General features: G+C 59.2%; 22 protein-coding genes. 10 read left to right on the top strand and 12 right to left on the bottom strand.

The window, feature by feature from the left end; all coding sequences use genetic code 11:
- Nucleotides 1-105 precede the first annotated feature (105 nt).
- The 3 genes from adh to DXT96_RS11850 all read right to left on the bottom strand — a co-directional run bounded on the left by adh (nucleotide 106) and on the right by DXT96_RS11850 (nucleotide 4,927).
- Entirely contained in the window at nucleotides 106-1,623 is a 1,518-nt protein-coding gene (adh, locus tag DXT96_RS11860; protein WP_153514973.1) for an aldehyde dehydrogenase, read from the bottom strand.
- A 153-nt stretch (nucleotides 1,624-1,776) separates the two neighbouring features.
- Nucleotides 1,777-2,736, bottom strand: coding sequence for a helix-turn-helix domain-containing protein (locus DXT96_RS11855; RefSeq protein WP_149900296.1), 960 nt, complete (start codon nucleotides 2,734-2,736; stop codon nucleotides 1,777-1,779).
- A 106-nt stretch (nucleotides 2,737-2,842) separates the two neighbouring features.
- Entirely contained in the window at nucleotides 2,843-4,927 is a 2,085-nt protein-coding gene (locus DXT96_RS11850) for a bifunctional diguanylate cyclase/phosphodiesterase (protein ID WP_153514972.1), read from the bottom strand.
- Between the two features lie 302 nt (nucleotides 4,928-5,229).
- Here DXT96_RS11850 and DXT96_RS11845 point away from each other — a divergent pair, with 302 nt between their 5' ends.
- The 5 genes from DXT96_RS11845 to DXT96_RS11825 all read left to right on the top strand — a co-directional run bounded on the left by DXT96_RS11845 (nucleotide 5,230) and on the right by DXT96_RS11825 (nucleotide 10,481).
- Nucleotides 5,230-5,838: a 50S ribosomal protein L25/general stress protein Ctc gene (locus DXT96_RS11845; RefSeq protein ID WP_149900049.1), complete on the top strand. Its 609-nt coding sequence runs from the start codon at nucleotides 5,230-5,232 to the stop codon at nucleotides 5,836-5,838.
- 236 nt (nucleotides 5,839-6,074) lie between these two features.
- On the top strand, nucleotides 6,075-8,462 hold the full coding sequence (locus tag DXT96_RS11840) for a bifunctional diguanylate cyclase/phosphodiesterase (protein ID WP_153514971.1): 2,388 nt from the start codon (nucleotides 6,075-6,077) through the stop codon (nucleotides 8,460-8,462).
- A 16-nt stretch (nucleotides 8,463-8,478) separates the two neighbouring features.
- A complete protein-coding gene (locus DXT96_RS11835; protein ID WP_149900047.1) occupies nucleotides 8,479-9,207 on the top strand; it encodes an ABC transporter substrate-binding protein in 729 nt (242 codons plus the stop codon).
- A 99-nt stretch (nucleotides 9,208-9,306) separates the two neighbouring features.
- Nucleotides 9,307-10,023, top strand: a complete 717-nt coding sequence (gene pth / locus DXT96_RS11830; RefSeq protein ID WP_153514970.1) for an aminoacyl-tRNA hydrolase — start codon at nucleotides 9,307-9,309, stop codon at nucleotides 10,021-10,023.
- A 5-nt stretch (nucleotides 10,024-10,028) separates the two neighbouring features.
- Nucleotides 10,029-10,481: a GNAT family N-acetyltransferase gene (locus DXT96_RS11825; protein ID WP_153514969.1), complete on the top strand. Its 453-nt coding sequence runs from the start codon at nucleotides 10,029-10,031 to the stop codon at nucleotides 10,479-10,481.
- A gap of 3 nt (nucleotides 10,482-10,484) precedes the next feature.
- On the opposite strand, the gene clpS is transcribed toward DXT96_RS11825, so the two are convergent.
- Complete coding sequence (gene clpS / locus DXT96_RS11820; RefSeq protein ID WP_149900044.1) at nucleotides 10,485-10,796, bottom strand: ATP-dependent Clp protease adapter ClpS; 312 nt, start codon at nucleotides 10,794-10,796, stop codon at nucleotides 10,485-10,487.
- A 238-nt stretch (nucleotides 10,797-11,034) separates the two neighbouring features.
- Between clpS and ychF the strand changes: the two genes are divergently transcribed.
- The 4 genes from ychF (at nucleotide 11,035) to DXT96_RS11800 (ending at nucleotide 14,088) form a co-directional block, all read left to right on the top strand.
- Entirely contained in the window at nucleotides 11,035-12,138 is a 1,104-nt protein-coding gene (ychF, locus tag DXT96_RS11815; protein ID WP_149900043.1) for a redox-regulated ATPase YchF, read from the top strand.
- Nucleotides 12,139-12,452: 314 nt separating this feature from the next.
- On the top strand, nucleotides 12,453-12,926 hold the full coding sequence (locus DXT96_RS11810) for a MaoC family dehydratase (RefSeq protein ID WP_149900042.1): 474 nt from the start codon (nucleotides 12,453-12,455) through the stop codon (nucleotides 12,924-12,926).
- Nucleotides 12,923-13,390, top strand: coding sequence for a MaoC family dehydratase (locus tag DXT96_RS11805; protein ID WP_153514968.1), 468 nt, complete (start codon nucleotides 12,923-12,925; stop codon nucleotides 13,388-13,390). The genes DXT96_RS11810 and DXT96_RS11805 overlap by 4 nt, the downstream gene beginning before the upstream one ends.
- A gap of 62 nt (nucleotides 13,391-13,452) precedes the next feature.
- Nucleotides 13,453-14,088 (top strand): bifunctional 2-polyprenyl-6-hydroxyphenol methylase/3-demethylubiquinol 3-O-methyltransferase UbiG, encoded by a 636-nt coding sequence (locus DXT96_RS11800; protein WP_153514967.1) that lies wholly within the window; start codon nucleotides 13,453-13,455, stop codon nucleotides 14,086-14,088.
- A gap of 14 nt (nucleotides 14,089-14,102) precedes the next feature.
- On the opposite strand, the gene DXT96_RS11795 is transcribed toward DXT96_RS11800, so the two are convergent.
- From DXT96_RS11795 to petA, 4 genes are all read right to left on the bottom strand, one after another.
- On the bottom strand, nucleotides 14,103-14,645 hold the full coding sequence (locus DXT96_RS11795; RefSeq protein WP_045019026.1) for an adenine phosphoribosyltransferase: 543 nt from the start codon (nucleotides 14,643-14,645) through the stop codon (nucleotides 14,103-14,105).
- A 235-nt stretch (nucleotides 14,646-14,880) separates the two neighbouring features.
- Nucleotides 14,881-15,789 (bottom strand): cytochrome c1, encoded by a 909-nt coding sequence (locus DXT96_RS11790; RefSeq protein ID WP_149900039.1) that lies wholly within the window; start codon nucleotides 15,787-15,789, stop codon nucleotides 14,881-14,883.
- 22 nt (nucleotides 15,790-15,811) lie between these two features.
- Nucleotides 15,812-17,095 (bottom strand): cytochrome b N-terminal domain-containing protein, encoded by a 1,284-nt coding sequence (locus tag DXT96_RS11785; protein WP_149900038.1) that lies wholly within the window; start codon nucleotides 17,093-17,095, stop codon nucleotides 15,812-15,814.
- A gap of 14 nt (nucleotides 17,096-17,109) precedes the next feature.
- A complete protein-coding gene (petA, locus tag DXT96_RS11780; RefSeq protein WP_149900037.1) occupies nucleotides 17,110-17,688 on the bottom strand; it encodes a ubiquinol-cytochrome c reductase iron-sulfur subunit in 579 nt (192 codons plus the stop codon).
- Between the two features lie 308 nt (nucleotides 17,689-17,996).
- Here petA and DXT96_RS11775 point away from each other — a divergent pair, with 308 nt between their 5' ends.
- A complete protein-coding gene (locus tag DXT96_RS11775; RefSeq protein ID WP_153514966.1) occupies nucleotides 17,997-18,929 on the top strand; it encodes an endonuclease/exonuclease/phosphatase family protein in 933 nt (310 codons plus the stop codon).
- 75 nt (nucleotides 18,930-19,004) lie between these two features.
- On the opposite strand, the gene DXT96_RS11770 is transcribed toward DXT96_RS11775, so the two are convergent.
- The 4 genes from DXT96_RS11770 to DXT96_RS11760 form a co-directional block, all read right to left on the bottom strand.
- On the bottom strand, nucleotides 19,005-20,444 hold the full coding sequence (locus tag DXT96_RS11770; protein ID WP_371418847.1) for a methyl-accepting chemotaxis protein: 1,440 nt from the start codon (nucleotides 20,442-20,444) through the stop codon (nucleotides 19,005-19,007).
- Nucleotides 20,428-20,988 (bottom strand): hypothetical protein, encoded by a 561-nt coding sequence (locus DXT96_RS27400; protein ID WP_246670562.1) that lies wholly within the window; start codon nucleotides 20,986-20,988, stop codon nucleotides 20,428-20,430. Before DXT96_RS27400 ends, DXT96_RS11770 begins: the two co-directional genes overlap by 17 nt.
- 129 nt (nucleotides 20,989-21,117) lie before the next feature.
- Nucleotides 21,118-22,983 carry an ABC transporter ATP-binding protein gene (locus DXT96_RS11765; protein WP_153515122.1) on the bottom strand — a complete coding sequence of 622 codons (1,866 nt, stop codon included), beginning with the start codon at nucleotides 22,981-22,983 and terminating at the stop codon, nucleotides 21,118-21,120.
- 123 nt (nucleotides 22,984-23,106) lie between these two features.
- A complete protein-coding gene (locus DXT96_RS11760) occupies nucleotides 23,107-24,957 on the bottom strand; it encodes an ABC transporter ATP-binding protein (protein ID WP_149900034.1) in 1,851 nt (616 codons plus the stop codon).
- Nucleotides 24,958-25,079 lie beyond the last annotated feature (122 nt).

Below are 25,079 nucleotides of genomic sequence, written 5' to 3'. Positions count from 1 at the left end.
CCTCCGGCCTTTTTGTTTGTACCGGGTTCCCAGGGGCCGAAGCCCCTGGGAACGCGCCGGCGGCTTGAGATCATAAAGAACCACCGCCGGCTTCCGGGGAGGAACTCAGAAGAAGCCAACCTTGTTCGGGCTGTAGGAAACCAGCAGGTTCTTGGTCTGCTGGTAGTGGTCGAGCATCATCTTGTGGGTCTCGCGACCAATGCCCGACTGCTTGTAGCCGCCGAATGCCGCACCCGCCGGATAGACGTGATAGCAATTGGTCCACACACGGCCCGCCTCGATGCCGCGACCGGCCCGATAGGCGATGTTGGTATCACGGCTCCAGACACCGGCGCCCAGTCCGTAAACCGTGTCATTGGCGATTTCGAGCGCCTCTTCCACCGTCTTGAAGGTGGTGACGGAAACAACCGGACCGAAGATTTCCTCCTGGAAAATCCGCATCTTGTTGTTGCCTTCAAAGATCGTCGGCTGAATGTAATAGCCGTCCTTCAGATCGCCAGTGAGTGTCTTGCGGTCGCCGCCGGTCAGAACCCTGGCGCCTTCCTTCTTGCCGATGTCGAGATAACTCATGATCTTGTCGAACTGTTCCTGCGAGGCCTGCGCGCCCAGCATGGTCGACGGATTGAGCGGATCATCCTGGCTGATGGCCTGAACCCGCTTGATGGCCTTTTCCATGAAGCGGTCATAGATCGATTCATGCACCAGCGCCCGCGACGGGCATGTGCAGACCTCACCCTGGTTGAGCGCGAAGAAGGCAAAACCTTCGAGCGCCTTATCAAGGAAAGCGTCGTCTTCGTTCATCACATCGGCAAAGAAGATGTTCGGCGACTTTCCGCCCAGTTCCAGCGTGATGTTGGTGACGTTGTCGGCCGCATAACGCATGATTTCCTTGCCCACCGAGGTGGAACCGGTAAAGGCGATCTTGGCGATGCGGTTGCTTTGCGCCAGTGGCTTACCCGCTTCGAGACCGGTGCCGTTGACGATGTTGAGCACGCCGGGTGGCAGCAGGTCCTCGATCAGCTCCATCACCAGCAAAATGGAGGCAGGCGTCTGTTCGGCGGGCTTCAGCACCACGCAATTGCCGGCGGCGAGCGCTGGCGCAAGCTTCCATGTGGCCATGAGGATCGGGAAGTTCCACGGAATGATCTGGCCGACAACGCCGAGCGGTTCATGGAAATGATAGGCGACCGTGTCGTTGTCGATTTGGCCGATCGTGCCTTCCTGTGCGCGGATGCAGCCGGCGAAATAACGGAAATGGTCGATGGCGAGCGGAATATCGGCATTGGTCGTCTCGCGCAGCGGCTTGCCGTTATCCCAGGTTTCAGCCCGGGCGATGAGGTCGAGATTGTCCTCGATACGCTGGGCGATCTTGAGCAGGATGTTGGAGCGCTCAGTTACGCTCGTCTTGCCCCATTTCTCCCTCGCCTTGTGGGCGGCATCGAGCGCAAATTCGACATCCGACGCGTCAGAGCGTGGAACTTCGCAGATCTTGTGGCCAGTGACGGGGGAAAGATTATCCATGTAGCGGCCGGATTTCGGCTCCACCCATTTGCCGCCGATGTAGTTGCCGTATTTCAGCTTGAAGGGCGCTTCGCCGGCTTTCTGCTGAACCTGAATATTCATGATTTCATCCTCCCTGATGAAAACGATCCGCGACGGATCGCATGAGAGGAAGGTGGGCCTGGATGGTGCGGTCCGGTAGAGGGGCGGCGCAGTTCCGCAGCGCACATTGTCTCACATCTGCGACAGACGCGCTGCGGGACGGCTTAAACAGCCTCAATGCACGGCAAGCTTCTTCATCTTGCGATGCAGCGTGGCGCGGCTGATGCCGAGCAGGGATGCAGCCTGCGTGACATTGCCATTGGTGCGCGACAGAACCCGGCGCAGGGCCGAGCGCTCGGCTTCCGCAAGGTCGGAACCGCCGTCGTGACGTTCTTCCTGCAGAATATCCGCGGCGGGCAGACCCTGCGCGATGGCATGGTCATCGAGCTTCAGCGCCAGACGTGCGGCACGCGTCGCGCCGAGAACGAGATCGTCCTGATCCACCGCCAGCAGCGAAAGCGCCGCGCCGAAACCGCTCGGCACAACGACGATGCGTGCACCGGGAAAGGCCCGGCGGAAAAGATTGCCCTCGATGCGCTGCGCCGCATCCCTTACCGCCTGGGTGACGAAGGAGAAGGTCATCTCGTTGATGTCGTCGCGGCAGGTGGAAATATCGAGCGCCCCCGTCACCCGGCCGGTGTGATCGCGGATGGGCGCCGTGGTGCAGCAGAGTTCGGTGTTCGAGGTGAAGAAATGCTGGTCGCGATAGACCACCACCGAGCGCTCATCGACAAGTGCCGTGCCAATGCCGTTGGTACCGACGCTCGCCTCACTCCAGACCGCGCCGGACCAGAGACCGAGAGCACGGAATTCCCGGTCGTCGGCGGCAGCACCGCGCCGTTCCAGCGCAACACCCTGCGCATCGGTCAAAAGCAGGCAGCAGCCGGATTTGCCGACACTGTGAAAGATGCGGTCGAGTTCATCAGTGCTTTCGGCGATCAGGCCCGCAGCACTTTCGCGGGCGCGGCGAAACTCGACATCACTGAGGAAGATCGGTTTACGGTTTTCCTCCGGCGCAAGACGGTGCTTGACCATGCAACGACGCCATGAAGCGACAATCGGAGAACTTGCGGCTGCGGAACGGTGGCCCGCGGTTTCATAGACGCGGTCCGCATGGGCGATGTCTGTCGGCATACGCTCCTCCCAAAGCTTTTCGGCAATGGTGCGCTGGAAGCGTTCATGTTTCAACTAAAAACTTTGCGACCGGCATGGCTGGCCGCAACCGCGGGCTGCGGCCAGCCTATCGAACCGCCTTGAAGTAACGCCGGCCGTCGGTCGCGTCGGTTTCTTCCTCAACTGATAGGAACGTATCATCGACAAGATTGGCGATGGAGTTCAGCGGACCGGGCTTGCCGAAAAAGAAGCCCTGCACCTGCAGGCAGCCTTCGCGGCGCAGGAATTCGATATGGGCCTTGGTCTCCACCCCTTCCGCCAGCACCGGGATGTTGAGGCTGTGCGCCAGAATGAGGGTCGAGCGAACGATCGCCTCCGACTGCACATTGGTCGACAGGCCATCGATGAAGGCGCGGTCGATCTTGATCTTGTCGAAAGGGAAACTCTGCAGCGTCGACAGCGAGGAATAGCCCGTGCCGTAATCGTCCATGGCAATCTTGACGCCGAGCGCCTTGAGTTTGCGGATCGTGATGAGCGCGTGGCGATGGTCGGCAATGATGCTGCCTTCGGTGATTTCCAGCTCGAGCCGTTCCGGCGCAAGTCCCGTCTCCAGAATGATCTTCTCCACCTTTTCGGGGAAATCATTATCAGCGAGCTGCTGCGGCGCGACATTCACGGCGATGGAAAGCGACTTTTTCCAGAGCGCGGCCTGCGCGCAGGCTTCGCGAAGAACCCATTCGCCGAGTTCAACGATGAAGCCGGTCTGTTCGGCAATCGGAATGAACTCAGCGGGAGAAACCATGCCCCGTTCGGGATGTTTCCAGCGTAAAAGCGCCTCGAAACCGACAATACTGCCGCTTTTGGTATCGTTCTGCTGCTGGTAATAAAGCTCGAATTCCTTGTTGGCGAGACCACTGCGCATGGCGATGGCAAGCGCGTTGCGCTCGCGGGCAGCCTCGTCCATGGATTTATCATAGAAGCAGATCGTATCCGAACTGCCGCCTTTTGCCCGATACATGGCGACATCGGCCTGCGCCATCAGCGTGTCGGCATCAATGGCGCCGCTGTTGCGGACCGATATGCCCACACTTGCGCCCACGGAAAATGTCTGCCCGTTCCACTCGACCGGCTTGCTGATCTGTTCGATCAGTCGCTGGGCGAATTCCGCGCCGTCGGCACGGGTATAATAGGAATGGGTCATCGCCACGAATTCATCGCCACCCATGCGGGCGAGAAACTCCCCGGCCTTCAGCACGGAACTCGCCCGGTCGGCAATGGCGCGCAGCACCGCGTCCCCCGCCGCGTGACCGTGCACGTCGTTGATTTCCTTGAAGCGGTCGAGATCGATGGACAAAAGTGCGGTATGCGCGCCCAGGGAAATATGACGCGTGCGACGGTTGAGATGTTCGATGAAAGCCGCGCGGTTGGGAATGCCCGTCAGCGGATCGTGCAGCGAAAGATGGCGATAGCGGGCAACCGCCTGCTGGGTGGACTGGGCATCGATGACATAGGTGGAAAGTCCGAGCGCCAGCAGCAGAAGCGTGACCGCGATGGCACCTCCGCCCATAATGGCCGGCGGCAGCAGATTCTCCGGAATGACGACGCGAGGATCAAACGCGAAGGACATCGAGGCCATGCCGGTATAATGCATCGAGGCGATGGCCAGGATCAGAAACGTTACCGCACTATATTGGCAAAAGCGGTTGAGGGGCCGCGCCACTCGGTTGACCGCAATCGCGCCCAGCACCGCGCCCAGCACCAGCGAGGCGATGACATAAGCCTGGTTCCAGAAAATCACGCCCTGCACATTATAAGCGGCCATGCCGGTATAATGCATCGCCGCGATACCAAGACCGAGGATCATGCCACCCGCTTCCACCAGCGCGCTGCGTCCGGCATAGGCGGAAATGCCAAAGCCGGCAGTTGTCGTGACAATGGCCACAAGAAGCGACAGTCCGGTCAGATAGGGATCGTAACCCACCTCGCCCGCCGCGGAATAACCCAGCATCGCCACGAAATGGGTGGTCCATATCGCAGCACCACCATTCACACCCGCCAGAAACAGCCAATTGACCTTTTGCAGCCCGGTTGCCAGGCGCGCCCTCGAAAAAAGACGTATCGTAACGAAGCTTCCCAGCATGCAGACGAAGACCGCTGCAATGGTATATCGGAAGTCATGATCGATGGCGAGGCACTGGAGAACTGTCAGCATTATCATCTACACTATTGGAATTTTGTGCAGCTTTATCATTTGCCAGGTTTTCAGCGGGTTTATATGCATGGATAAGCATATATTAAAAGTTGCAACAAACGAGTGAATTAGTTGCAACTAATAAAATCAGGACTACGCCCTCGTGAAAAACGGGCCGCTCTTGTCTTTATGGTCCTTTTGTATTATAGCGCCCGCACCCGTGTAGACACCCTTGGAGGCAACGCGGGCGGGATGGCTTTTAAGCCTCTCCAGTTCAGCGCCTGCGGGCATGAACTCTCCATATAACCTCGAAAGGAATTGCCATGAGCAAAGAATCGTATGAGCTCAAGGCCGAGGCGCGCGAACGAGTTGGTAAGGGGTCCTCTCGTGAACTTCGCCGCAACGGTTTGATTCCCGCTGTCATCTATGGTGACAAGCAGGCCCCCATTTCTATCGCACTCTCGACCAATGAAGTCACCAAGCGTATCCACGCCGGCGGTTTCATGACGACGGTTGGGACGATCGACGTCGACGGCAAGAAGATCAAGGTTCTCCCGAAGGATTACCAGCTTGATCCGGTCCGCGACTTCACCATGCACGTCGACTTCCTGCGCGTTTCGGGCAACACGCTCGTCAACGTTGAAGTTCCGGTTCACTTCGAAAACGAAGAAAAGTCGGACATCAAGATCGGCGGCGTTCTGAACATCGTTCGCCACACGGTGGAATTCCACTGCCCGGCCAACGACATTCCGGAATTCATCACGGTTGATCTCTCCGGTCTGAAGATCGGCGACAACGTCCACATTTCGAATGTGAAGCTGCCGAAGAACATCACGCCTGTCATCGCTGACCGTGACTTCACGATCGCAACGATCATTGCTCCGGCTGCAGGCGTTGCAGAAGAGACGACCGAAGAAGCTTCCGAGGAATAATCGGCGGCCGCAGGGCCGGATAGCTTTGGACATTGAGGCCCGTTCCGTTTTCGGAACGGGCCTTTTAGTTTTTGTGAACTTTAAAGACAGAAAGCTTGCCGCCAGCCCATGATGCGGGACCTGTTTCAGTGTCGATTAACACTTCCATGAAAAGATACCCTTGCGCTGTCGTGGAAACTTCGGACGGATGAAAACGGGGCGCAAAATTCCGGGGCAAAGGGTAGCTGCAATCAAACATGGCTCATTCCGTCGAAAGCCGCTTTATCGCGATTGTTTCCGGCGCACTTCTTACAGTGGTCGCTCCGCTCTTTACCCTTTTGCTGACGCTCTCCTATCACGAGGCCATCCGTAGCCAGCGCAATCACCTTGAGATTCTGCTGTCGACAAATGCGCAGGCGCTCGCCCGCCCCCTTTGGGATATGGACGACGACACCATAAATCAGATTACCGGAACCCTTGTTTCCGACCCGACGATCAAGATGGTCGAGGTCAAGGATACGTCCGGCCAGCTCGATATCGTACAGACGGCCGGCAGCGGTTTTATTCAGGATGCCGCCTCAACGACGCGCGAGGTAACCTACAAGACGACGAAGGGCACTGTTACCGTTGGCGAACTGACGGTCTATTACGACAATGTCAGCCTTCTCACCTCTCTCAGCCGCACCGAGATGGCTTTCATCACCATTTTCGTTCTCGCCATTCTCACCATCGTCCTGGCGGCCATTGCCGGCAACCGCTTCATGGTCATCCGCCCGCTGATGCGGCTTGCGGCAGCGATAGAGGCGACACGGCGTCTCGGCTCTCGCCACCATGTCGACTGGCGCTCGAAGGACGAAATCGGCCGGCTGGCGAAAAGCTTCAACGAAATGCAGACCCAGCTTGAAAAGGAAGAGCTGGAGATCAAGAACGCCCATGAACGCAAGACGGAGATCTACAACCGCACACCCGCCATGCTGTTCTCGCTCGACAGGCATGACCGGATTGCCGCCGTCAGCGATTATTGGGTGCAGGCGACCGGTTACGACCGCGCGAAAATATTAGGCCTGAATTTCGCCGACCTCATCCACCCGGATGACCGGACCCTGTTCCAGCAGCGCAAGGCGGCACAACAGTCGCCGGACGCCCCACATACCGGCATTACGGTCCGCTTTCATTGCATGGACGGCGGCGTCATGGACGCCCTCATTCTCGAGAAAGCCCTCGATTCCAGCGATGCCACGCAGCAGAGCACATGCCTCTGCGTCATGACTGACGTGACCGAACTGCGCCAGTCTGAAAAACGTAACCGCCAGCAGGCCATTTCCGACCATCTGACCGGCCTCTTCAACCGTCAGGGTTTCGAAGCGATTCTCGACCTGCAAATCCGCGATGCGGACAGGAACGGCAGCGAACTGGCCTGCCTCTTCATCGATCTGGACCGGTTCAAGGCCATCAACGACAATCTCGGCCATGCTGCGGGCGACGCGGTTCTGCGCGAATTCACGCTGAAACTCGAACCTCTACTGACGCCGCTCGACAGCGCATCGCGTCTGGGCGGCGACGAGTTTGCCATTCTGCTTGCCGGCCACACGGTGGAAGAGCGCGCCCTGCAGTTCTGCGAGCGTATCTGCGCCATACTGGATACGCCTTTTGAGATCGGAAGCAACAGTATCCGCCTTAGCGCCAGCATCGGCATGGCCGTCTATCCCCTGCATGCAACCAGCGCCTCCGAGCTTCTGCAGAATGCCGACATGGCCATGTATAGCCGCAAAAGAACGGGCAAAAACGGCTCACAGATCTTCGATCCCTCGATCATGGACCGGGCGCGCGAATATGCCGAACTGGAGAGGGATATCGCCCAGGCGCTTTCCGAAGACTGGTTCGAGGCGCATTTCCAGCCAATTCAAGACCTCTCGACCGGCGGAACAGCGGGTTTCGAGGCTTTGCTGCGTCTCAACCACCCGGAAAAGGGTCTGCTCTCCCCCGCCGCCATCATCAGCCTTGCGGAAGAGAACGGCACCATCAATCGCATCGGCAATGTCATCCTCGATCAGTCGATCGCCAATCTTGCCAGACTGTCGCGCCTGCCGGGCATGGAACAGACCTATGTGGCGGTGAATTTTTCGCCGCTACAGTTCGAACCGGGATTGCCGACACGGATCGCCGGCGTGCTGCACCGGCACGGCATCCTTCCCAAACGGCTGGTCATCGAGATAACCGAGGCCGTCATCATGAAGGACGACCCGCAAATCCGGGCGATCCTCAACGCCATTCATCAGTTGGGCTGCCGCATCGCGCTGGATGATTTCGGCACGGGTTATTCCTCACTCAGCTATCTCAGCCGTTTTCCGGTCGATATCGTCAAGATCGACCAGTCCTTCACCCGCTCCATCTGCGACGACGCGGTGGAAATCAGGCAGCGCAACCGCATGCTGGTCGAAGGCATAGCCGCCATCTCGCACAAGATGAACTGCACCGTCATCGCCGAGGGCGTCGAGACGGAAGAGCAGAAGGAACTTCTGACGGAAATAGGCGCCGATTACGGACAGGGCTATTTCTTCGCAAGGCCACAGCCCGTCGAAAGGCTGGTCACCACATTGGACACAATATCCGATATTGGCCGCATTGCGGCACGGCAAGCGTGAGGCGGTGGAGACAGCCATGGGATTGATCCGCATTTGTCTGATCTTTCTTGCTCTCGCACCCCTGTTTGCCCCATGGCCGGCCAGCGCGGCCAAGCTTTTCCTGACGACCGAAGTCTATCCTCCGTATAATCTGCAGGCCGCCGACGGCAGCGTGCACGGCGTCTATTTCGACCAGCTGAAGATCCTGCTGGAGGAAACCGGCACCAGTTACGAAGTCGCTGTCATGCCGTGGGCGCGGGCAATTGCGCTCGCCACGACACAGACCATGCATTGCGTCTTCGCCACGGCGCGAACGCCGGAACGGGAAAAACTCTTCAAATGGGTCTCGCCGATCCACACCGACCGCAACATTCTCGTGGCGCGCCGCAAGGCGGATATCAATGTCTCCAGCCTTGAGGACGCGAAGAAATACCGCGTCGGCACCCAGCGCGGCGACTATACCGAAGCCCTTCTGGAAACGCTCGGTTTCCCGCAGGTGGATGTCGGCGCGGATTTCCAGATCACGCTTCATAAATTGAGAGCGGGGCGCATCGACCTGATGCCCATGTCGGAGAGCACCTTCAAAAGCCTGCCGGCCGACACCTTCAGGGAAGTGATAACGCTTTCGCGGCAACAGCTGGGACTTGCCTGCAACAAGAGTGTTCCCGACGCGGTCATCGCGAAATTGCAGGCACGGCTGGACAGAATGATCGCCGACGGCGCGCAACAGCGGATATTCGACCGCTATAATCTCGTCAGCCCCTGACATCCTTCAAATATTGCCCAAATCGATAAAATGATTGACAGCCAGCGGATTTCGGGGTGGTGACAACAGCATCATCAGGTAAAAATGCGGACATGCCCCATGAAGATCATCGCAGGACTTGGTAATCCCGGCGCACAATATGCGGGAAACCGCCACAATATCGGTTTCATGGCCGTCGACGCATTGCAGCGCCTACCCTCCTTTTCGCCGTGGGCGAGAAAGTTCAAGGCGGAGATTTCCGAAGGTGAAATCGCCGGCGAGAAGGTTCTGCTGATGAAGCCTCTCACCTATATGAACCTTTCCGGCGAATCCGTCGGCGAAGCCATGCGCTTCTTCAAGCTTACACCGGGCGACATCATCGCCATCCATGACGAGCTCGATCTTCTGGCCGGCCGCACGCGCATCAAGACGGGCGGCGGCCATGGCGGCCATAACGGTCTGAAATCGCTCGACGCCCATTGCGGCAAGGAATACCGCCGCCTGCGCCTCGGCATCGGCCACCCCGGCGACAAGGAACGCGTGCACGGCCATGTGCTCGGCGATTTCGCCAAGTCCGACCGGGTCTGGCTCGATCCGCTTTTGGACGCCATTGCCGACAACGCCGCCATGCTGGTGAGGGGTGAGGATTCGCAGCTGATGAACAAGCTTGCGCTCGCCACGGGCAGCAAGCCGGAAGCCGAAAAGCCGGTGAAGGCGGCCAAACCCGCCGGGCAGTCCCACATCCATCAGGCGCGCAACAGCGCCCAGCCGAAAAAGCTGCCGGAAACCGGGCCAATGGCAGAAATGCTGAAGCGAATGTTCGGCAAGAAGGACTAACTCGAATGCCTTCAGAGACCATTGTCCTGCGCGAAGCCGGTCCCGGCGATCTGCCTGGCCTGCTTGAACTTTACCGGGCGCTCAATCCATCCGACCCCGAATTGACGGCGCAAGAGGCTGGTGCGCCCTTCACCGCCATGCTTGAGCAACCCGGCCTGACGGTGTTTTTGGCAATGCATGACGGAAAACCGGTTGCGACCGCTACGCTTCTGGTTGTTCCAAACCTGACGCGTGCCGCCCGCCCCTATGCCCTCATCGAAAATGTAGTGACGCTGGAGGCCCAGCGCGGTCGGGGATATGGCCGCATGGTCGTGCGCCATGCCATCGAGGCCGCTTTCACCGCAAACTGTTACAAGGTCATGCTGCTGACGGGCCGCGACGACCCCGCGGTTCATGCCTTTTACGAAAGCTGCGGTTTTGTGCAGAACAAGACCGGCTTTCAGATCCGGCAGGACTAATATTCACTCTTCCGGTTCCGTGGTGAACATCAGCGGAAACCCAGCCTCCTTGCCAAGATCGGTCGCTTCCCTGGCCTTGGTCTCGGCGATGTCGCGCTCACAGACGACAACCACCGCGCTGCCGAAGCGATGCGCCGTCATCATCACCCGATGGCCGGTTTCCTCGCTCATGCGAAAGACGGCCTTCAGCACCACGGTGACAAAGTCGCGCGGCGTGTAGTCGTCATTCAGCAGCATGACCTTGTAGAGCTTCGGCCGCTCCAGCTTCGGTTTGACTTTCGGTTTCGGTTTGAGATCGACAGGACTGTCACTCATGATTGTCGCTCATCATGGTCGTTCACGGGGAAAATCCCCTTGGCTAGCGAAAGATCGTTTGATCCACTTATATTGCGCCGCAACCGTACCATCGACAAGCCCGGTGCGGCGCTCGCGCGAAATTCCGACCCATTCGCAGGGCTTTGCCGGCCCAAATCGGCCCGCGGGCTTGACCTTGCCCTGCCCTTTCCGCAAAAGGCTCCTCAACGAATTCTTTCAAACGGACAGGTTTCAAGCCATGGGCTTTAAATGCGGTATCGTCGGGCTGCCGAATGTCGGCAAGTCCACCCTCTTCAACGCGCTGACGAAAACGGCTGCCGCACAGGCTGCCAACTATCCCTTCTGCACCATCGAGCCGAATACCGGCGAAGTTGCGGTGCCTGATCCGCGTATGCAGCAGCTTGCGGCCATCGCCGGTTCTAAGGAAATCATCCCGACCCGCATCTCCTTCGTGGACATTGCCGGCCTGGTGCGCGGCGCATCGAAGGGTGAAGGTCTCGGCAACAAGTTCCTCGCCAACATCCGCGAAGTCGATGCCGTCGTACATGTGCTGCGCTGCTTCGAGGACGACGATATCACCCACGTGGAAGGCCGCATCAATCCTGTCGGCGATGCCGACACGATCGAGACGGAGCTGATGCTCGCCGACCTCGAAAGCCTGGAGCGCCGCGTCGAGCAGACCCGCAAGCGCGCCAGCAGCAAGGACAAGGAATCCCTCGCCCAGCTGCCCGTGATGGAAGCCGTCATCGCGCTGCTTAACGACGGAAAGCCGGCACGTCTGCTTTTGAAGTCGCTGGCGGCCGAGGAGATCGAAATCCTCAAGGGCCTCAATCTGTTGACATCGCACCCGGTCCTCTATGTCTGCAACGTCTCGGAAGCCGACGCATCCTCCGGTAACGAGCACACTGAGGCCGTCGCAGCGATGGCAAAGCAGCAGGGCGCGGAATGCGTGATCATCTCGGCGGCGATCGAAGCCGAAGTCGCGCAGCTTCCGGCCGATGAAGCCGAGGAATTCCTCTCGGCGCTTGGCCTTACCGAAGCTGGTCTCGACCGGCTGATCCGTGCCGGCTATCACCTGCTCGACCTCATCACCTATTTCACCGTCGGCCCGAAGGAAACGCGAGCCTGGACGATCGTGCGCGGCACCAAAGCCCCCGCCGCCGCCGGCGTCATCCATACCGATTTCGAACGTGGCTTCATCCGCGCCTTCACCATCGGCTTTGACGACTACATCGCCTACAAGGGCGAAGTGGGCGCCAAGGAAGCCGGCAAGGGGCGCGATGAAGGCAAGGAATATGTGGTTCAGGACGGCGACGTCATCCACTTCCGCTTCAATACCTGATCTGGTTTGGAGCCCGTCTGGGGGATAGATCGCTTCTTTGAAGCCTTGATCGAAGGGGCGCCGGCCTTACCGCCCGTTTCTTCTCCCCGAGGGGGAGAAGGTGGCCCGAAGGGTCGGATGAGGGGGCTAGCTCTCCGAATATCTCTACCCTCGCCCCCTCATCCCGCTGCCGCGGACTTCTCCCCGGCGGGGAGAAGAAACGGGCCTCACCCGCTCGCCATCCCTCCATCGCATCACACCTTCGATTTGACCTTTACGTAAACGGAAAAATCATCTTAGATGCGCCAACCTTGACTGTGCGAAGGGAGGACGCCATGACGCCGGTCGCGACTTATGCCTATGAGGATTTCCCCGTCGGACGGGAATTTCCCCTCGGACCGCAATCGATTTCGGCCGAGCAGATCATTGCTTTCGCCAGCGAATTCGACCCGCAACCCATGCATCTTTCCGAAGAAGCCGGCCGCCAGAGCATTCTCGGCGGGCTGGCGGCATCAGGCTGGCACACCTGCAGCCTGCTAATGCGGATGATGGCGGACAGCTACATCGGCAACTCGACCTCGCAGGGCAGCCCCGGCATCGATTACGTCGATTGGAAAAAACCGGTTCTGGCGGGCGATACGCTTTCGGGAAAATCCATCGTTCTGGAACAGCGCCCTTCCGGCTCACGCCCCGGCATCGGCCTCGTGAAATTCCGCCACGAGCTTTTTAACCAGCGCGGCGTGCTGGTATCGCACGGCGAAAACACCGTCATGTTCCTGATGCGGGCAAATGGAGGCCTTGCAGCATGAGACTGGCAGAACTTTCCCCGATCGGCGAACGCGTGACCCTTGATACGCTGCATTTTTCCGCCGAAGACATCATTCGCTTCGCCCGCGATTTTGATCCGCAGCCTTTCCATCTCGATGCCGAGGCCGCCAGAGACAGCGTTTTCGGCGGCCTCTGTGCCTCCGGCTGGCACACGGGCGCGGGCTGGATGAAGTGTTTCCTGTCCCATTGGGCAAAAGAGGTAAAGAGGCTGAAACAGCAAGGCCTTGAGCCACCACGGCTCGGCCCCTCGCCGGGTTTTCGAGAGCTCAAATGGAAGAAGCCGGTGTTTGCCGGTGATGATGTGACCTATTTCGTGACGCTGCTCGATACCCGGCCGCTGGAATCGCGCGCCGGCGTCTGGCTCAACACCACCTTCAACGAAGGTGTGAACCAGTCGGGAGAAACGGTTCTGACCTTCCGCAGCGGGGTTCTGGAGTTCGAATAGGCACTGGCCCCTATCACGCCGCCGCGATAGCTTTCAGCAGGAAAAGCGGCGGGCCGGTAAATATGGATGATATTCTCAAGGGTTATGCCGAAGCAGCAACGCCCGACCTGATTTCCAGATTTGACAATCTCGACTGCGGGGCGATTTACGCACCCGTCATCGACCTGCTGCCGACGACACCCTCCCGGATCGCAGATATTGGCAGCGGCACCGGCCGCGACGCCGCCTGGTTTGCCGCGCAGGGCCATGGCGTTCTTGCCGTCGAGCCGGTCGGAGAGCTTCGGGAACCCGGCATGCAATTGCATTCATCGGAGAGAATAACGTGGCTGGATGACAGTTTGCCCGCGCTGACAAAGGCTCGCCGCTATGGCGCGTTCGATCTGGTTGCCCTGTGCGGCGTCTGGCACCACGTTGATCAGGATGCAAGGCGGGCTGCGATGGAAAGCCTCTCGGCGATGACGGCGACAGACGGATTGCTCATCATGTCGCTGCGTCATGGTCCGGCGCCCGAGGGCCGTCGCGCCTTTGCCATTTCCCCGGCGGAAACCATAAACGAGGCCGCCCGTCTTGGCTTCACGTTAATCCGGGAAGCGGAGGTCGGTTCCATTCAGGCCGGGAACCGCGCTCTGGGCGTTTACTGGACATGGATTGCCTTACGAAAAACCGGCGGGACGAGCGGGCTACCGCAGCAGCCCTGACCACTATTTCTGCCTCAATGGCCGGAAAACTCCACCAGCGTCCGCACCTCCACGCCAAGGTCCTCCAGCTTCTTGCGGCCACCAAGATCGGGCAGATCGATAACAAAGCAGGCGGAGACGATATCCGCGCCCATCTGCCGCAAAAGCTTGACTGCGCCTTCGGCGGTCCCGCCAGTCGCAATCAGATCATCGACCAGAATGACCTTCTCGCCGGGCTGCACGGCGTCCACATGCATTTCCATCTCATCCACGCCATATTCCAGACTGTAGGCAACCCGTACCGTGGTGTGTGGCAGCTTGCCCTTCTTGCGGATCGGCACGAAACCGGCGGAAAGCTGATGCGCCACCGCCCCGCCCAGAATGAAACCGCGCGCCTCCATGCCGGCAATCTTGTCGATCTTCGTTCCCGCATAGGGCTGCACAAGCTCGTCCACCGCCCGACGGAAAGCGCGCGGATTGCCGAGCAATGTGGTGATGTCCCGAAAGATGATGCCCGGCTTCGGATAGTCGGGAATGGAACGGATGGCAGCGGAAAGCTCCGAAGCGATAACGGTCATGGTATTTCCATTTGGTATGGGAATGATCAGAGGGTTCGGGCCACCCTATCAACTTGATGGCGGCGGACCAACAAAAAAGGACCGCGACCGTCGGCCATCATCTGTTGGTACAGAACCTCGACAGCCTGGGTCGCGTGAACTGCGATCGGATAACAGTTCCTTTGTCCGACAGGCCATAAAAAAGCCCCCACGGAAAACCGTGGGGGCCGATGCTTGGCCGGCAACTGGATGCCGCTCAATGTTCCTTGCGGGCATAGACGGATTTTTTGGTGAGATAGATCAGTGCCGTGAAGATGAACAGGAACACCATGACCATGAAGCCGGTGCGCTTGCGCTGTTCCAGATGCGGCTCCGCAGCCCACATCAGAAAGGCGGACACGTCCTTGGAATATTGATCCACCGTCTGCGGCGCACCGTCGTCGTATGTCACCTGATCGGCGCTGATCGGCGGCGCCATCTTCAAGGAAGGACCGCTGACGAAATACGGGTTGAAGTGCGTGCCTTCCGGCACCTGGTAGTCCGAACCATCCGAGTTTTTGATACCCGTCGGCGCATCCTGATATCCGGTCAGCAGCGCATGGATGTAATCCGGGCCGCCTTCCTGATAACCGCCGATGATCGGGATCATGTCGATGATGAATTGCGGGAAACCACGCTCCACGCCGCGCGCCTTGGCAAGCAGCGACATGTCGGGCGGTGCGGCCCCGCCATTGGCGGCGGCTGCCGCCTCATGGTTCGGGAACGGCGAAGGGAAATGATCGGAAGGCACAGCCTTGCGATTATACATTTCGCCATCGGCGTTCGGGCCGTCCTGCACTTCATATTCGGCAGCGAAAGCCTTCACCTGATCTTCTGAATAACCGAAATCTCCCAGCGTGCGGAAGGAAACAAGGCTCATCGAATGGCAGGCGGAGCAGACTTCCTTATAGACCTTGAGACCGCGCTGCAGCTGGCCCTTGTCGTATTTGCCGAAAGGTCCGGCAAAGGACCAGCTCTGCTCCTCGGGCTTGATGACCGGGAAGTGACTGCCGACAATAGCATGTTCGGTCTTGGTGGCGAGGTCATGGCTTTCCTCCGCCGCAAAAGCGGCGGCGGAACAGCCAATGGCGGCGATAAGCGCGATGCTCGTGAGAAGCGTCTTCATTGTCGTCATCCTTCCTTCGCGCTCAGATCTGGGCGGCCGCTGGCGCGGCACCCTTCTTGGCGGCGTTCTTTTCAAGAACGGCCTCGGTAATCGAATTCGGAATACGCCGCGGCGTTTCGACCAGACCGAGGATCGGCATGATGACGAGGAAGAACCCGAAATAGTACAGCGTGCCGATCTGCGACATGACGACATAGAGGCCTTCCGCAGGACGTGAACCCAGCCAGCCGAGCAGGATGGCGTTGACCACGAAAATCCAGAAGAACAACTTGTACCACGGACGATAGACGGCAGAGCGAACCTTCGACGTATCGAGCCAGGGCAGGAAGAACAGCACGATGATCGCCCCGAACATGACGAGAACGCCACCGAGCTTGGAATCGATCGGCCCGACATTGAAGGTGATGGCGCGCAGCATCGCGTAGAACGGCAGGTAATACCATTCCGGCACGATATGCGCCGGCGTCGAGAGCGGATTGGCCATGATGTAGTTATCAGGGTGGCCGAGGAAGTTCGGCATGTAGAAGATGAACCAGGCATAGGCGATGAGGAACACCGAAACGCCGAGCGCATCCTTCAGCGTCGCATAGGGCGTGAAGGGAACCGTATCGGTCTTGCTCTTCACTTCCACACCGGTCGGGTTGGTCTGGCCGGTCACATGCAGCGCCCACACGTGCAGGATGACGACACCCGCGATCATGAAGGGCAGCAGGTAATGAAGCGCAAAGAAGCGGTTGAGCGTTGGATTATCCACCGCAAAGCCGCCGAGCAGGAACTGCTGGATCCATTCACCAATCAGCGGGAAAGCCGTGAAGAAGCCGGTGATAACGGTCGCGCCCCAGAAGGACATCTGGCCCCAGGGAAGCACGTAGCCCATGAAGCCCGTCGCCATCATCAAGAGATAGATCACGCAGCCGAGAATCCAGAGGATTTCGCGCGGCGCCTTGTAGGACCCGTAATAAAGACCGCGGGCAATGTGCAGATAGACCGCGATGAAGAAGAATGACGCGCCGTTGGCGTGCATATAACGCAGCAGCCAGCCGTGGTTGACGTCACGCATGATCTTTTCGACGGAATTGAAGGCAACCGTCGTTTCAGCGGCATAATGCATGGCAAGCACGACGCCGGTAAGGATCTGCACGATCAGCATGACGGAAAGCATCGCACCGAAGGTGTAGGCGTAGTTCAGGTTACGCGGGACAGGATAGGCAACGAAGCTGTCATAGATCAAGCGCGGCAAGGGAAGCCGCGAATCGATCCACCTCTCGATGCCGGTGGACGGCTGATAACTGGAATGGCCACTCATAAATATCTGTCCCCTTATCCGATCTTGATCACGGTATCGGATGTGAATGCAAATGTCGGGATGGCGAGGTTCTGCGGCGCCGGGCCCTTACGAATGCGGCCCGCCGTATCGTAGTGCGAGCCATGGCAGGGACAGAACCACCCGCCGAAATCGCCGGCCTGGCCGAGCGGAACGCAACCGAGATGGGTGCAGGAACCGATCATGACGATCCAGTTCTCCTTGCCCTCGCCGGCGGAACGGTCGATATCCGTCGCCTGCGCTTCGGCGGCAATGTTGGCATTGCGCGCCACCGGATCCTTGAGGTCGCCAAGAGCGACCGCCTTGGCTTCATCGATTTCCTTTTCCGTGCGGTTGCGGATGAAAATCGGCTTGCCGCGCCACTTCACGGTAAGCGACATGCCCGGCTCGACCGCCGCGACATTCACTTCGATGGAAGCGAGCGCCAGCGTCGATGCATCGGGACGCATCTGGTCGATGAACGGCCATGCGACTGCAGCAGCGCCAACGGCGCCCGTCATTCCGGTTACTAGATAAAGAAAATCGCGACGGGTCGGTTCACCCGAGGCGTCGTGATTGGTTACGTGCTCGCTCACCGCTACACCATCCTCTGCGCTGTTTTTGCCGTAAATCGCATGAGTCCTCCCGCTATGATTTGATCCAGGACAAACTCCGTCCCATCATCCTGGACACAACTGCGGCATCAAGAAACCGCGTCAATGTGTTTGATCGCAAAATATTGACTGACTTGGCAAGAGCAAAGCACACAAAGCTGCCGTAATTCTGCCTGAGGGGGCCGATTTGTTTCGCATTTTTCGCGGGCCTTGGCAGGCGGGCAACATTGTGCCCGCCTGTGCCCCATGTTACGAGACGCACAGGGAGAGCTTGGAAAGCAGGGATTCGGATGACGGCGAAGCTCGCTTGCATGGTCTCCACGATGGTGGCTGCCGTTCTTTTCATCGCCAGCCTGCGTTATGTGACGGATTTCTGGCTTCTCGCCTTCGTCACAAGTTTCCAGCTCCACATCGCCCTTGTCTGTATCCTGTTGTCGTGCCTCGTCTTTTGGTTCACGCGCGACACCGTTTCCGCCCTGCTCATGGTCTGGTCGCTGGCACTTGCCATCCATGCCATCGCCATGCTGATGGAATTCTCCACATCCGCCAACCCGGCATCGGATGCGAGGCCCTTCCGGCTTTTGTCCTTCAACGTGCTGATGGACAATGCCGTCAATGCGGATGCGATTGCCGACACCATTCTCGAATCAGGCGCGGATGCGGTCTATCTGTTCGAGGCGGCGGCGCTGCAATCGGTTCTGCCACGGCTTGAGCAAACCTATCCCCACAGGCTCGGCTGTTATGCCGGAACGCCGACCTGCGACCTTTTGATCCTGTCGAAACGGCCATTGCTGGAAGGCCATTTCCACAGCCTCAGCGATCTGCGCCGCGACCGTTTCGCCATCGCCAGCGTCGATTTCGACGGCACGGAGCTGACGCTTGCCGCCGGGCACATCACCAAACCCTATTTCGACGATTATCATGCACATGAGCTGGACGAGATCAGCGAAATCCTGTTCCGCGTCACAGGGCCGCTCATTCTGGCGGGCGACTTCAATTCGGCGAGCATCGCCCCCGACATGCGCGCTTTTCTTGCCGCCAACGACCTGAAGAAAGCACCATGGGAACCCGCCACATGGCCAACGGAGGCAGGCCGCTTCGGCATCGCCATCGACCACATCTTCGCCCGCGAACCGGCGACCCTGATGAAGACCACCCGCCTGCCAGACAGCCTCGGCTCCAATCATTACGGACTGATGGCGGATTTCATGATCGGCCGGTAACACCAGACGCCCTGCCATACGAAAACGGCGGCCCGAAAGCCGCCGTCCTTATTTTGCCGGGTCGCAGAGCGCGGATCAGAACTCGGACCATTCCTGCGCCGACGCGGCCTGTCGTCCACCACCGAAGGCGGCAGCGATTTTTTGCCCCATGGCGCGTGCCGGCGAAGGCTGCGGAACCGAGGCCGGACCGGCCACAAGAATGTTTTCCCCCGCCCCCCGTAATGTGAACTGCGAAAGCAGCACGTTGAGGGCGCCCGCCTGCGAAGCGAGGCTGCCGCTGGCAGCCGTCGTCTGTTCCACCATGGCTGCGTTTTTCTGGGTACCCTGGTCCATCAGGTTCACGGCGGAACTGATTTCCGAAAGGCCGGTCGACTGTTCACGCGTCGAGACAGCGATGGACGCAACGTGGCGGTTGATTTCCCGCACCTCGTTGACGATCCCTTCAAGCGCCTCCCCCGTCTTGCCGACCAGCGACACCCCTTCGCGCACCTGCTCGCCGGAACGGTTGATGAGAACCTTGATCTCCTTGGCGGCATTGGCCGAACGCTGCGCCAGTTCGCGCACCTCCTGCGCCACGACGGCAAAACCCTTGCCGGCATCGCCTGCCCGGGCAGCCTCCACCCCGGCGTTCAGTGCAAGAAGGTTGGTCTGGAACGCGATTTCATCGATGACGCTGATGATATTGCTGATCTCATTGGCGGATTTTTCGATATCCTGCACCGCCAGAACCGTGCGTGTAACGATCTGGCCGGACATTTCGGCACTTTCCCGCGCTCGCTCCACGATCCGGCCGGCTTCGGCGGCGCGATTGGCCGAATCCTTCACCGCCGTCGTCACCTGTTCCAGCGCCGCCGCCGTTTCTTCGACGGAAGATGCCTGCTGTTCTGTGCGGCGGGAAAGATCGCCTGCCGCCGCCAGAATTTCGCCGGCGCCCGCATCGATGACCCGGGCATTTTCACCGACCGAGCGCAGCGCCGCCTGCAGCGTCGCGACCGATTCGTTGAAATCGCCACGCAAACCATCCAGCCGCTCGGCAAAGGCGATATCCAGACGACAGGTCATGTCGCCCTGCGAGAGTTTCTTCAGCCCGGCGCCCAGATTTTCAACCGCGAAACGGATTTCTTCCGCTTCCCGCGCTTTCTGTGCTTCGTGCTCGATCCGCTCCTGCTCGCTGAGGCTGCGATTGGCCTCGGTTTCCCGCTCCAGACGCTCGCGTTCGATGGCATTGTCGCGGAATACGGCAACGGCCGCGGCCATTTCACCGATCTCGTTTTTGCGGCCGGAATGTGGAATGGCGCTCTCATTATCGCCAGCAGCCAACCCGTTCATGGCGCGGGTGATGTCATTGATCGGGCGCGAGATACGCTGGAAACTGAAAACCGCAGCGGCAAGCGCAACGGCAGCGGCAACAAGCATGCCGCCAAGCGACATGAAGAAGGCAAAATCACCCGCCGCCTCTGCCGCCTGTTGGTCCGCCAGACCGCGCTCGCGATTGTCCTCAATCATCTCTTTCATCAGCACACCCGCCGCGTTGCCCACCGGCGTCATCTTGGCGACCTGCGCCCGGGCGGCGTCGACATCGCCGGTGACGATGATTTTTTTTCAGCTCCGCGCCCATGGCCTCGTAATTTGTGACCATTCCATTCAGGCGCTGGAATTTTTCAATCGTTGCAGGCAGCTGCAATTGCGCACCATAGGCATCAAACGCCTCGGCGCGCTCCTGCTGGGATTTGAGGATGCGCTGGAACATGGCATTTCGCGCCTCCGGCGTTGCCGCGTTCATCGCCACCAGATAGTTGCGACGAATATCGCTTAGCCTGTCGCTCAGATCGGCGATGATGAGCGAACGCTCCATACGCCGAACGATGTTGCCGGCCTGTTGCTCCATCTCACCGATGGACCGCATGCTTGCGGCCCCCTGGGCGATGGAAAAGAGAACTGTGATGCCGAACAATGCCGGCAGAAGAATACGAATTCTAAAAATATGCATTGTTCTCGATCCACAAAAAAATGAGCGCGTTCCTCCCGCGGTCCTTTTTTTGCATGCACCGATAAACAAGAGCTTACCGCCCTGTTATAAATTTCAGGTTGAATAAATCTTTTTTATTCGTGTGTTTTTTCAGATATTAGCAACCATTGATTTTATATTTGTGCATATTGAATAGCCGCCCGCTCGCAAAGCGCAGTCTCAGACGGTCTCCTCGGCAGCGAGAAAACCACCCGATTGCCGTGCCCAAAGCTCCGAATAAAGTCCGCCCTGCGAGACCAGATCGGAATGCGTGCCCTGCTCGACGATGCGGCCCTGATCCATCACGATCAGCCGGTCCAGCGCGGCGATCGTCGACAGCCGGTGGGCAATGGCCAGCACCGTCTTGCCCTGCATCAGCTCATCCAGATTACTCTGGATCGCCGCCTCCACCTCCGAATCGAGCGCCGAGGTCGCCTCGTCGAGCACGAGGATCGGCGCGTCCTTCAGCATCACGCGGGCGATGGCGATGCGCTGGCGCTGGCCGCCGGAGAGTTTCACGCCACGTTCGCCAACATGGGCGTCGAAACCGGTGCGGCCGCGCTGGTCTTCCAGCCTCTCGATGAAATCATCCGCCTTGGCCCGCCGCGTCGCCTCCCGCAATTGCGCTTCGGTGGCGTCCATGCGACCGAACATGATGTTATCGCGGATGGACCGGTGCAGAAGCGAGGTATCCTGCGTGACCATGCCGATATGGGCGCGCAGCGATTCCTGCGTCACTCTGGCGATATCCTGCCCGTCGATCAGGATGCGGCCTTTCTCGACGTCGTAAAACCGCAGCAGCAGGTTGACGAGGGTGGATTTGCCCGCGCCGGAACGCCCTACGATACCGACCTTCTCACCCGCCCTGATATCAAGATTGAGATTATCGATGACGCCATTGGCCCGCCCATAATGGAAGCTGACATTTTCAAAGCGGATGCTCGGCTTTTTGACCTCCAGCACCGCCGCATCCGCCGCATCGACAAGGCCGATCGGCTGCGAGATCAACTCGGCGGCATTCTGCACCGTGCCGAAATTGCGCATGATTCCGTTAAACTGCGTCATCAAGCGGCCGAGCAGGAAGTTGAGGCGCAGCACCAGCGCCAGCGTGAAGGCCACCGCACCGGAACTGATCCTGCCGGACAGCCACAGATCAATGCACAGCGCCGCCATTGACGTGATCATCACGCCTGACAGCAGCGCCATGGAGGCGCGCACGCCGGTGATGAACCGGGTGAAGGTCATGGTGGCGTGCTGGAAAATATCGAAACCCTGCCGCATGTAGCGGTCATTGGCGTCATCGCGCCCGAACAGCCTGAGTGTCTGGATATTGCTATAGGCATCGACCATGCGGCCGGACAGCATCGAGGCGGCTTCCGCCGTCTCTTTCGAATGATAACGGATGCGCGGCACGAAATAACGCGCCAGCGCCGAAAAGATCAGCACCCAGACCAGCACGACGACGGCCAGCCGCCAGTCCAGCCCGCCGATTAGAAACAGCATCGAGACGGAATAAATGCCGACGAACCAGACGCTTTCCATCAGCGAGGTAACCAGATCGCCCGCCGCCTGCCCGCCCGACCATACCTTGGTGACAATACGGCCGGAAAAATCATTCTGAAAAAAGGAAAGCGATTGCCGCGCCACATGCATGTAGGACTGCCAGCGCACCAGATTGTAAAAACCGGGCGTGATGATTTGCTGGTCCACCAGCGCCGTAATCATGGTGACGATGAAACGCACGACGCCGATCAACACCAGCATGCCCACCAACTCGCCGCCATGGGCGGAAAGCAGCCCCGCCCAGCCTTCTCCCGGCTTCACGGTTGAGAGAATATCCACAAGCCGCCCGACAAACCAGAACAGCGCCGCCTCAATGGCCGCCGTCAGCCCGCCCAGCACCAGCATGGCGAAAAACGGCGCCTTGGCCTGCGAGATGTAAAACCAGATGAAAGCGAATGTGTTTTCAGGCGGCCGCAAATCGTCCTTGCGGGCGAAGGGCTTTATCCAGTTCTCGAAAAACTCGAAGATGCGGGTAATGACCATCATCGGGATATAGGCGGATTCCCGTTGCCGGAACAGCCGCAGAGCGTTGGGGAAGAGATTATATTTCGGTAACGTTCGGGAAATGAAAAAGGGCGGGGAGTGTTCCCCGCCCCTATGCCTTTTTTATTCCGCGGCCACTTCCGCGTCATGGTCGGCGATGAAGCCGCCGGACTGACGCCGCCACAGATCGGCATAGATGCCGCCCATCGCCGCCAGTTCCGCATGGCTGCCCGCCTCGACGATCTGGCCCTTGTCGAGGATGATGAGCCGGTCCATTTCCGTCAGCGTCGAGAGGCGGTGGGCAATCGCAATCACCGTCTTGCCTTCCATCAGCGAGAACAGGTTCTCCTGGATCGCCGCCTCAACTTCGGAGTCGAGTGCCGAGGTCGCCTCGTCCAACACCAGGATCGGCGCGTTCTTGAGGAAGACACGGGCGATCGCGATACGCTGGCGCTGGCCGCCGGAGAGTTTTACGCCGCGTTCGCCCACCTGCGCATCGAGGCCCTGCCGGCCATGCATATCGACAAGCGTTTCCACGAAGTCCCAGGCGTTTGCCCGCTTTGCCGCCGCGATCACCTGCTCGTCGGTGGCCTCGGGATGGCCATAGGCGATGTTGTCGCGGATCGAGCGGTGCAGCAGCGACGTATCCTGCGTCACCACACCGATCAGCTCGCGCAGGCTGTCCTGCGACACCTTGGAGATGTCCTGCCCGTCGATGGTGATCCTGCCCGCTTCCAGATCATAGAAGCGCAAAAGCAGGTTCATCAGCGTCGTCTTGCCAGCGCCTGAGCGACCGACGAGACCAACCTTCTCGCCCGGCTTGATATCGAGCGTCAGCCCGTCGATCACACCCTTGTTCTTGCCGTAGTGGAAGCGGACGTTATCATAACGGATGGCGCCCTGCGGTGCCGCAAGCTGCGGCGCCTTCGGAGCATCGACGATATCATGCGGCTTCGTCATCATCGACATGCCGTCATAGACCGTGCCGATATTTTCAAACAGCGACGTGACTTCCCACATGATCCACTGCGACATGCCGTTGACGCGCATGGCAAGGCTGATGGCGATGGCGACCGAGCCGGCCGTCACCGAACCCTGCATCCAGAAATAAAGACCAAGCGAGGCCGTGGAAAACAGCACCACCGCATTATTGAGGTCGATCAGGATGTTGAAGGCGGAAATCTTGCGCATCTGGCGGTGAACGGTGCCGAGAAACACGTTCATGCCCTCACGCGCATATCGCTCCTCGCGCCCCGCATGGGAAAACAGCTTGATCGTCGAGATGTTGGTGTAACTGTCGACGATCCGCCCCGTCATCAGCGAGCGCGCATCGGCCTGTTCCTGCGCCAGCCGGCCAAGTTTCGGCACGAAATAGGCAAGGATACCCATATAGATGCCGAGCCATGCCAGAAGCGGAATGACCAGCCGCCAGTCGGCCGCCGCCACCATGAACAGCATCGAAACGACGAAGCTGATGGCGTAGACGAAAACATCGATCACCTTCAGCGCCACTTCGCGGATCGCCAGTGCCGTCTGCATCACCTTGGTCGAAACCCGGCCCGCAAATTCGTTGGCGAAGAAGTTCATGGAGTGACGCAGCAGGAAACGATGCATCTTCCAGCGCGCGATCATGCCGAAATTGCCGGCCAGCGTCTGGTGCATCGTCATGGTGTGGATCGCACCCATCAACGGCAGCAGGAAGAGCACCAGCCCGGCCATGACGATCAGATGCCAGCCCTCATCGGCAAAAAACGTCGCGCGATCGGCCGTGGAAAGCCAGTCAACGATACTGCCGAGGAATTTGTAGAGCATGGCTTCCGCAATGGCGATGCCCATGGACATCAGGCCAAGCAGCAGCAGCCACGGCCAGGCGGGCTTCACATAATGCCACAGGAACGGCAACAGCGTCTTCGGCGGCACATCGGGCGTCGAAGAAGGAAAAGGATCGAGGCGTTTTTCAAACCAGCCAAACATAGGCCAAGCTCCGGCAATCAATCGCCCCATCGAAAGGTGAGCAAACGCAAATATGGCTCACGACGGAACGGAAAAGTCTTTGGATATGGCCGTGACAGCCACATGACGAATCGAGAAATGGG

This window comes from Agrobacterium sp. ICMP 6402 (genome assembly GCF_009498615.1).
Classification (GTDB): Bacteria; Pseudomonadota; Alphaproteobacteria; order Rhizobiales; family Rhizobiaceae; genus Agrobacterium; species Agrobacterium burrii.
Note: the sequence above shows the minus strand (reverse complement) of the source record. Positions and strands in the feature narration are given on the sequence as shown.

What these genes read in the sequence shown, in the direction of transcription:
- DXT96_RS11840 (WP_153514971.1), top strand. Translation starts at nt 6,075, where the DNA reads ATGGCTCATTCCGTCGAAAGCCGCTTTATCGCGATTGTTTCCGGCGCA.
- DXT96_RS11855 (WP_149900296.1), bottom strand. Translation starts at nt 2,736, where the DNA reads ATGCCGACAGACATCGCCCATGCGGACCGCGTCTATGAAACCGCGGGC.
- DXT96_RS11805 (WP_153514968.1), top strand. Translation starts at nt 12,923, where the DNA reads ATGAGACTGGCAGAACTTTCCCCGATCGGCGAACGCGTGACCCTTGAT.
- adh (WP_153514973.1), bottom strand. Translation starts at nt 1,623, where the DNA reads ATGAATATTCAGGTTCAGCAGAAAGCCGGCGAAGCGCCCTTCAAGCTG.
- DXT96_RS11850 (WP_153514972.1), bottom strand. Translation starts at nt 4,927, where the DNA reads ATGCTGACAGTTCTCCAGTGCCTCGCCATCGATCATGACTTCCGATAT.
- DXT96_RS11835 (WP_149900047.1), top strand. Translation starts at nt 8,479, where the DNA reads ATGGGATTGATCCGCATTTGTCTGATCTTTCTTGCTCTCGCACCCCTG.
- DXT96_RS11760 (WP_149900034.1), bottom strand. Translation starts at nt 24,957, where the DNA reads ATGTTTGGCTGGTTTGAAAAACGCCTCGATCCTTTTCCTTCTTCGACG.
- pth (WP_153514970.1), top strand. Translation starts at nt 9,307, where the DNA reads ATGAAGATCATCGCAGGACTTGGTAATCCCGGCGCACAATATGCGGGA.
- DXT96_RS11845 (WP_149900049.1), top strand. Translation starts at nt 5,230, where the DNA reads ATGAGCAAAGAATCGTATGAGCTCAAGGCCGAGGCGCGCGAACGAGTT.
- DXT96_RS11785 (WP_149900038.1), bottom strand. Translation starts at nt 17,095, where the DNA reads ATGAGTGGCCATTCCAGTTATCAGCCGTCCACCGGCATCGAGAGGTGG.
- DXT96_RS11825 (WP_153514969.1), top strand. Translation starts at nt 10,029, where the DNA reads ATGCCTTCAGAGACCATTGTCCTGCGCGAAGCCGGTCCCGGCGATCTG.
- DXT96_RS11810 (WP_149900042.1), top strand. Translation starts at nt 12,453, where the DNA reads ATGACGCCGGTCGCGACTTATGCCTATGAGGATTTCCCCGTCGGACGG.
- ychF (WP_149900043.1), top strand. Translation starts at nt 11,035, where the DNA reads ATGGGCTTTAAATGCGGTATCGTCGGGCTGCCGAATGTCGGCAAGTCC.
- DXT96_RS11770 (WP_371418847.1), bottom strand. Translation starts at nt 20,444, where the DNA reads ATGAAAGAGATGATTGAGGACAATCGCGAGCGCGGTCTGGCGGACCAA.
- DXT96_RS11790 (WP_149900039.1), bottom strand. Translation starts at nt 15,789, where the DNA reads ATGAAGACGCTTCTCACGAGCATCGCGCTTATCGCCGCCATTGGCTGT.
- DXT96_RS11795 (WP_045019026.1), bottom strand. Translation starts at nt 14,645, where the DNA reads ATGACCGTTATCGCTTCGGAGCTTTCCGCTGCCATCCGTTCCATTCCC.
- DXT96_RS11765 (WP_153515122.1), bottom strand. Translation starts at nt 22,983, where the DNA reads ATGGTCATTACCCGCATCTTCGAGTTTTTCGAGAACTGGATAAAGCCC.
- DXT96_RS11800 (WP_153514967.1), top strand. Translation starts at nt 13,453, where the DNA reads ATGGATGATATTCTCAAGGGTTATGCCGAAGCAGCAACGCCCGACCTG.
- clpS (WP_149900044.1), bottom strand. Translation starts at nt 10,796, where the DNA reads ATGAGTGACAGTCCTGTCGATCTCAAACCGAAACCGAAAGTCAAACCG.
- DXT96_RS11775 (WP_153514966.1), top strand. Translation starts at nt 17,997, where the DNA reads ATGACGGCGAAGCTCGCTTGCATGGTCTCCACGATGGTGGCTGCCGTT.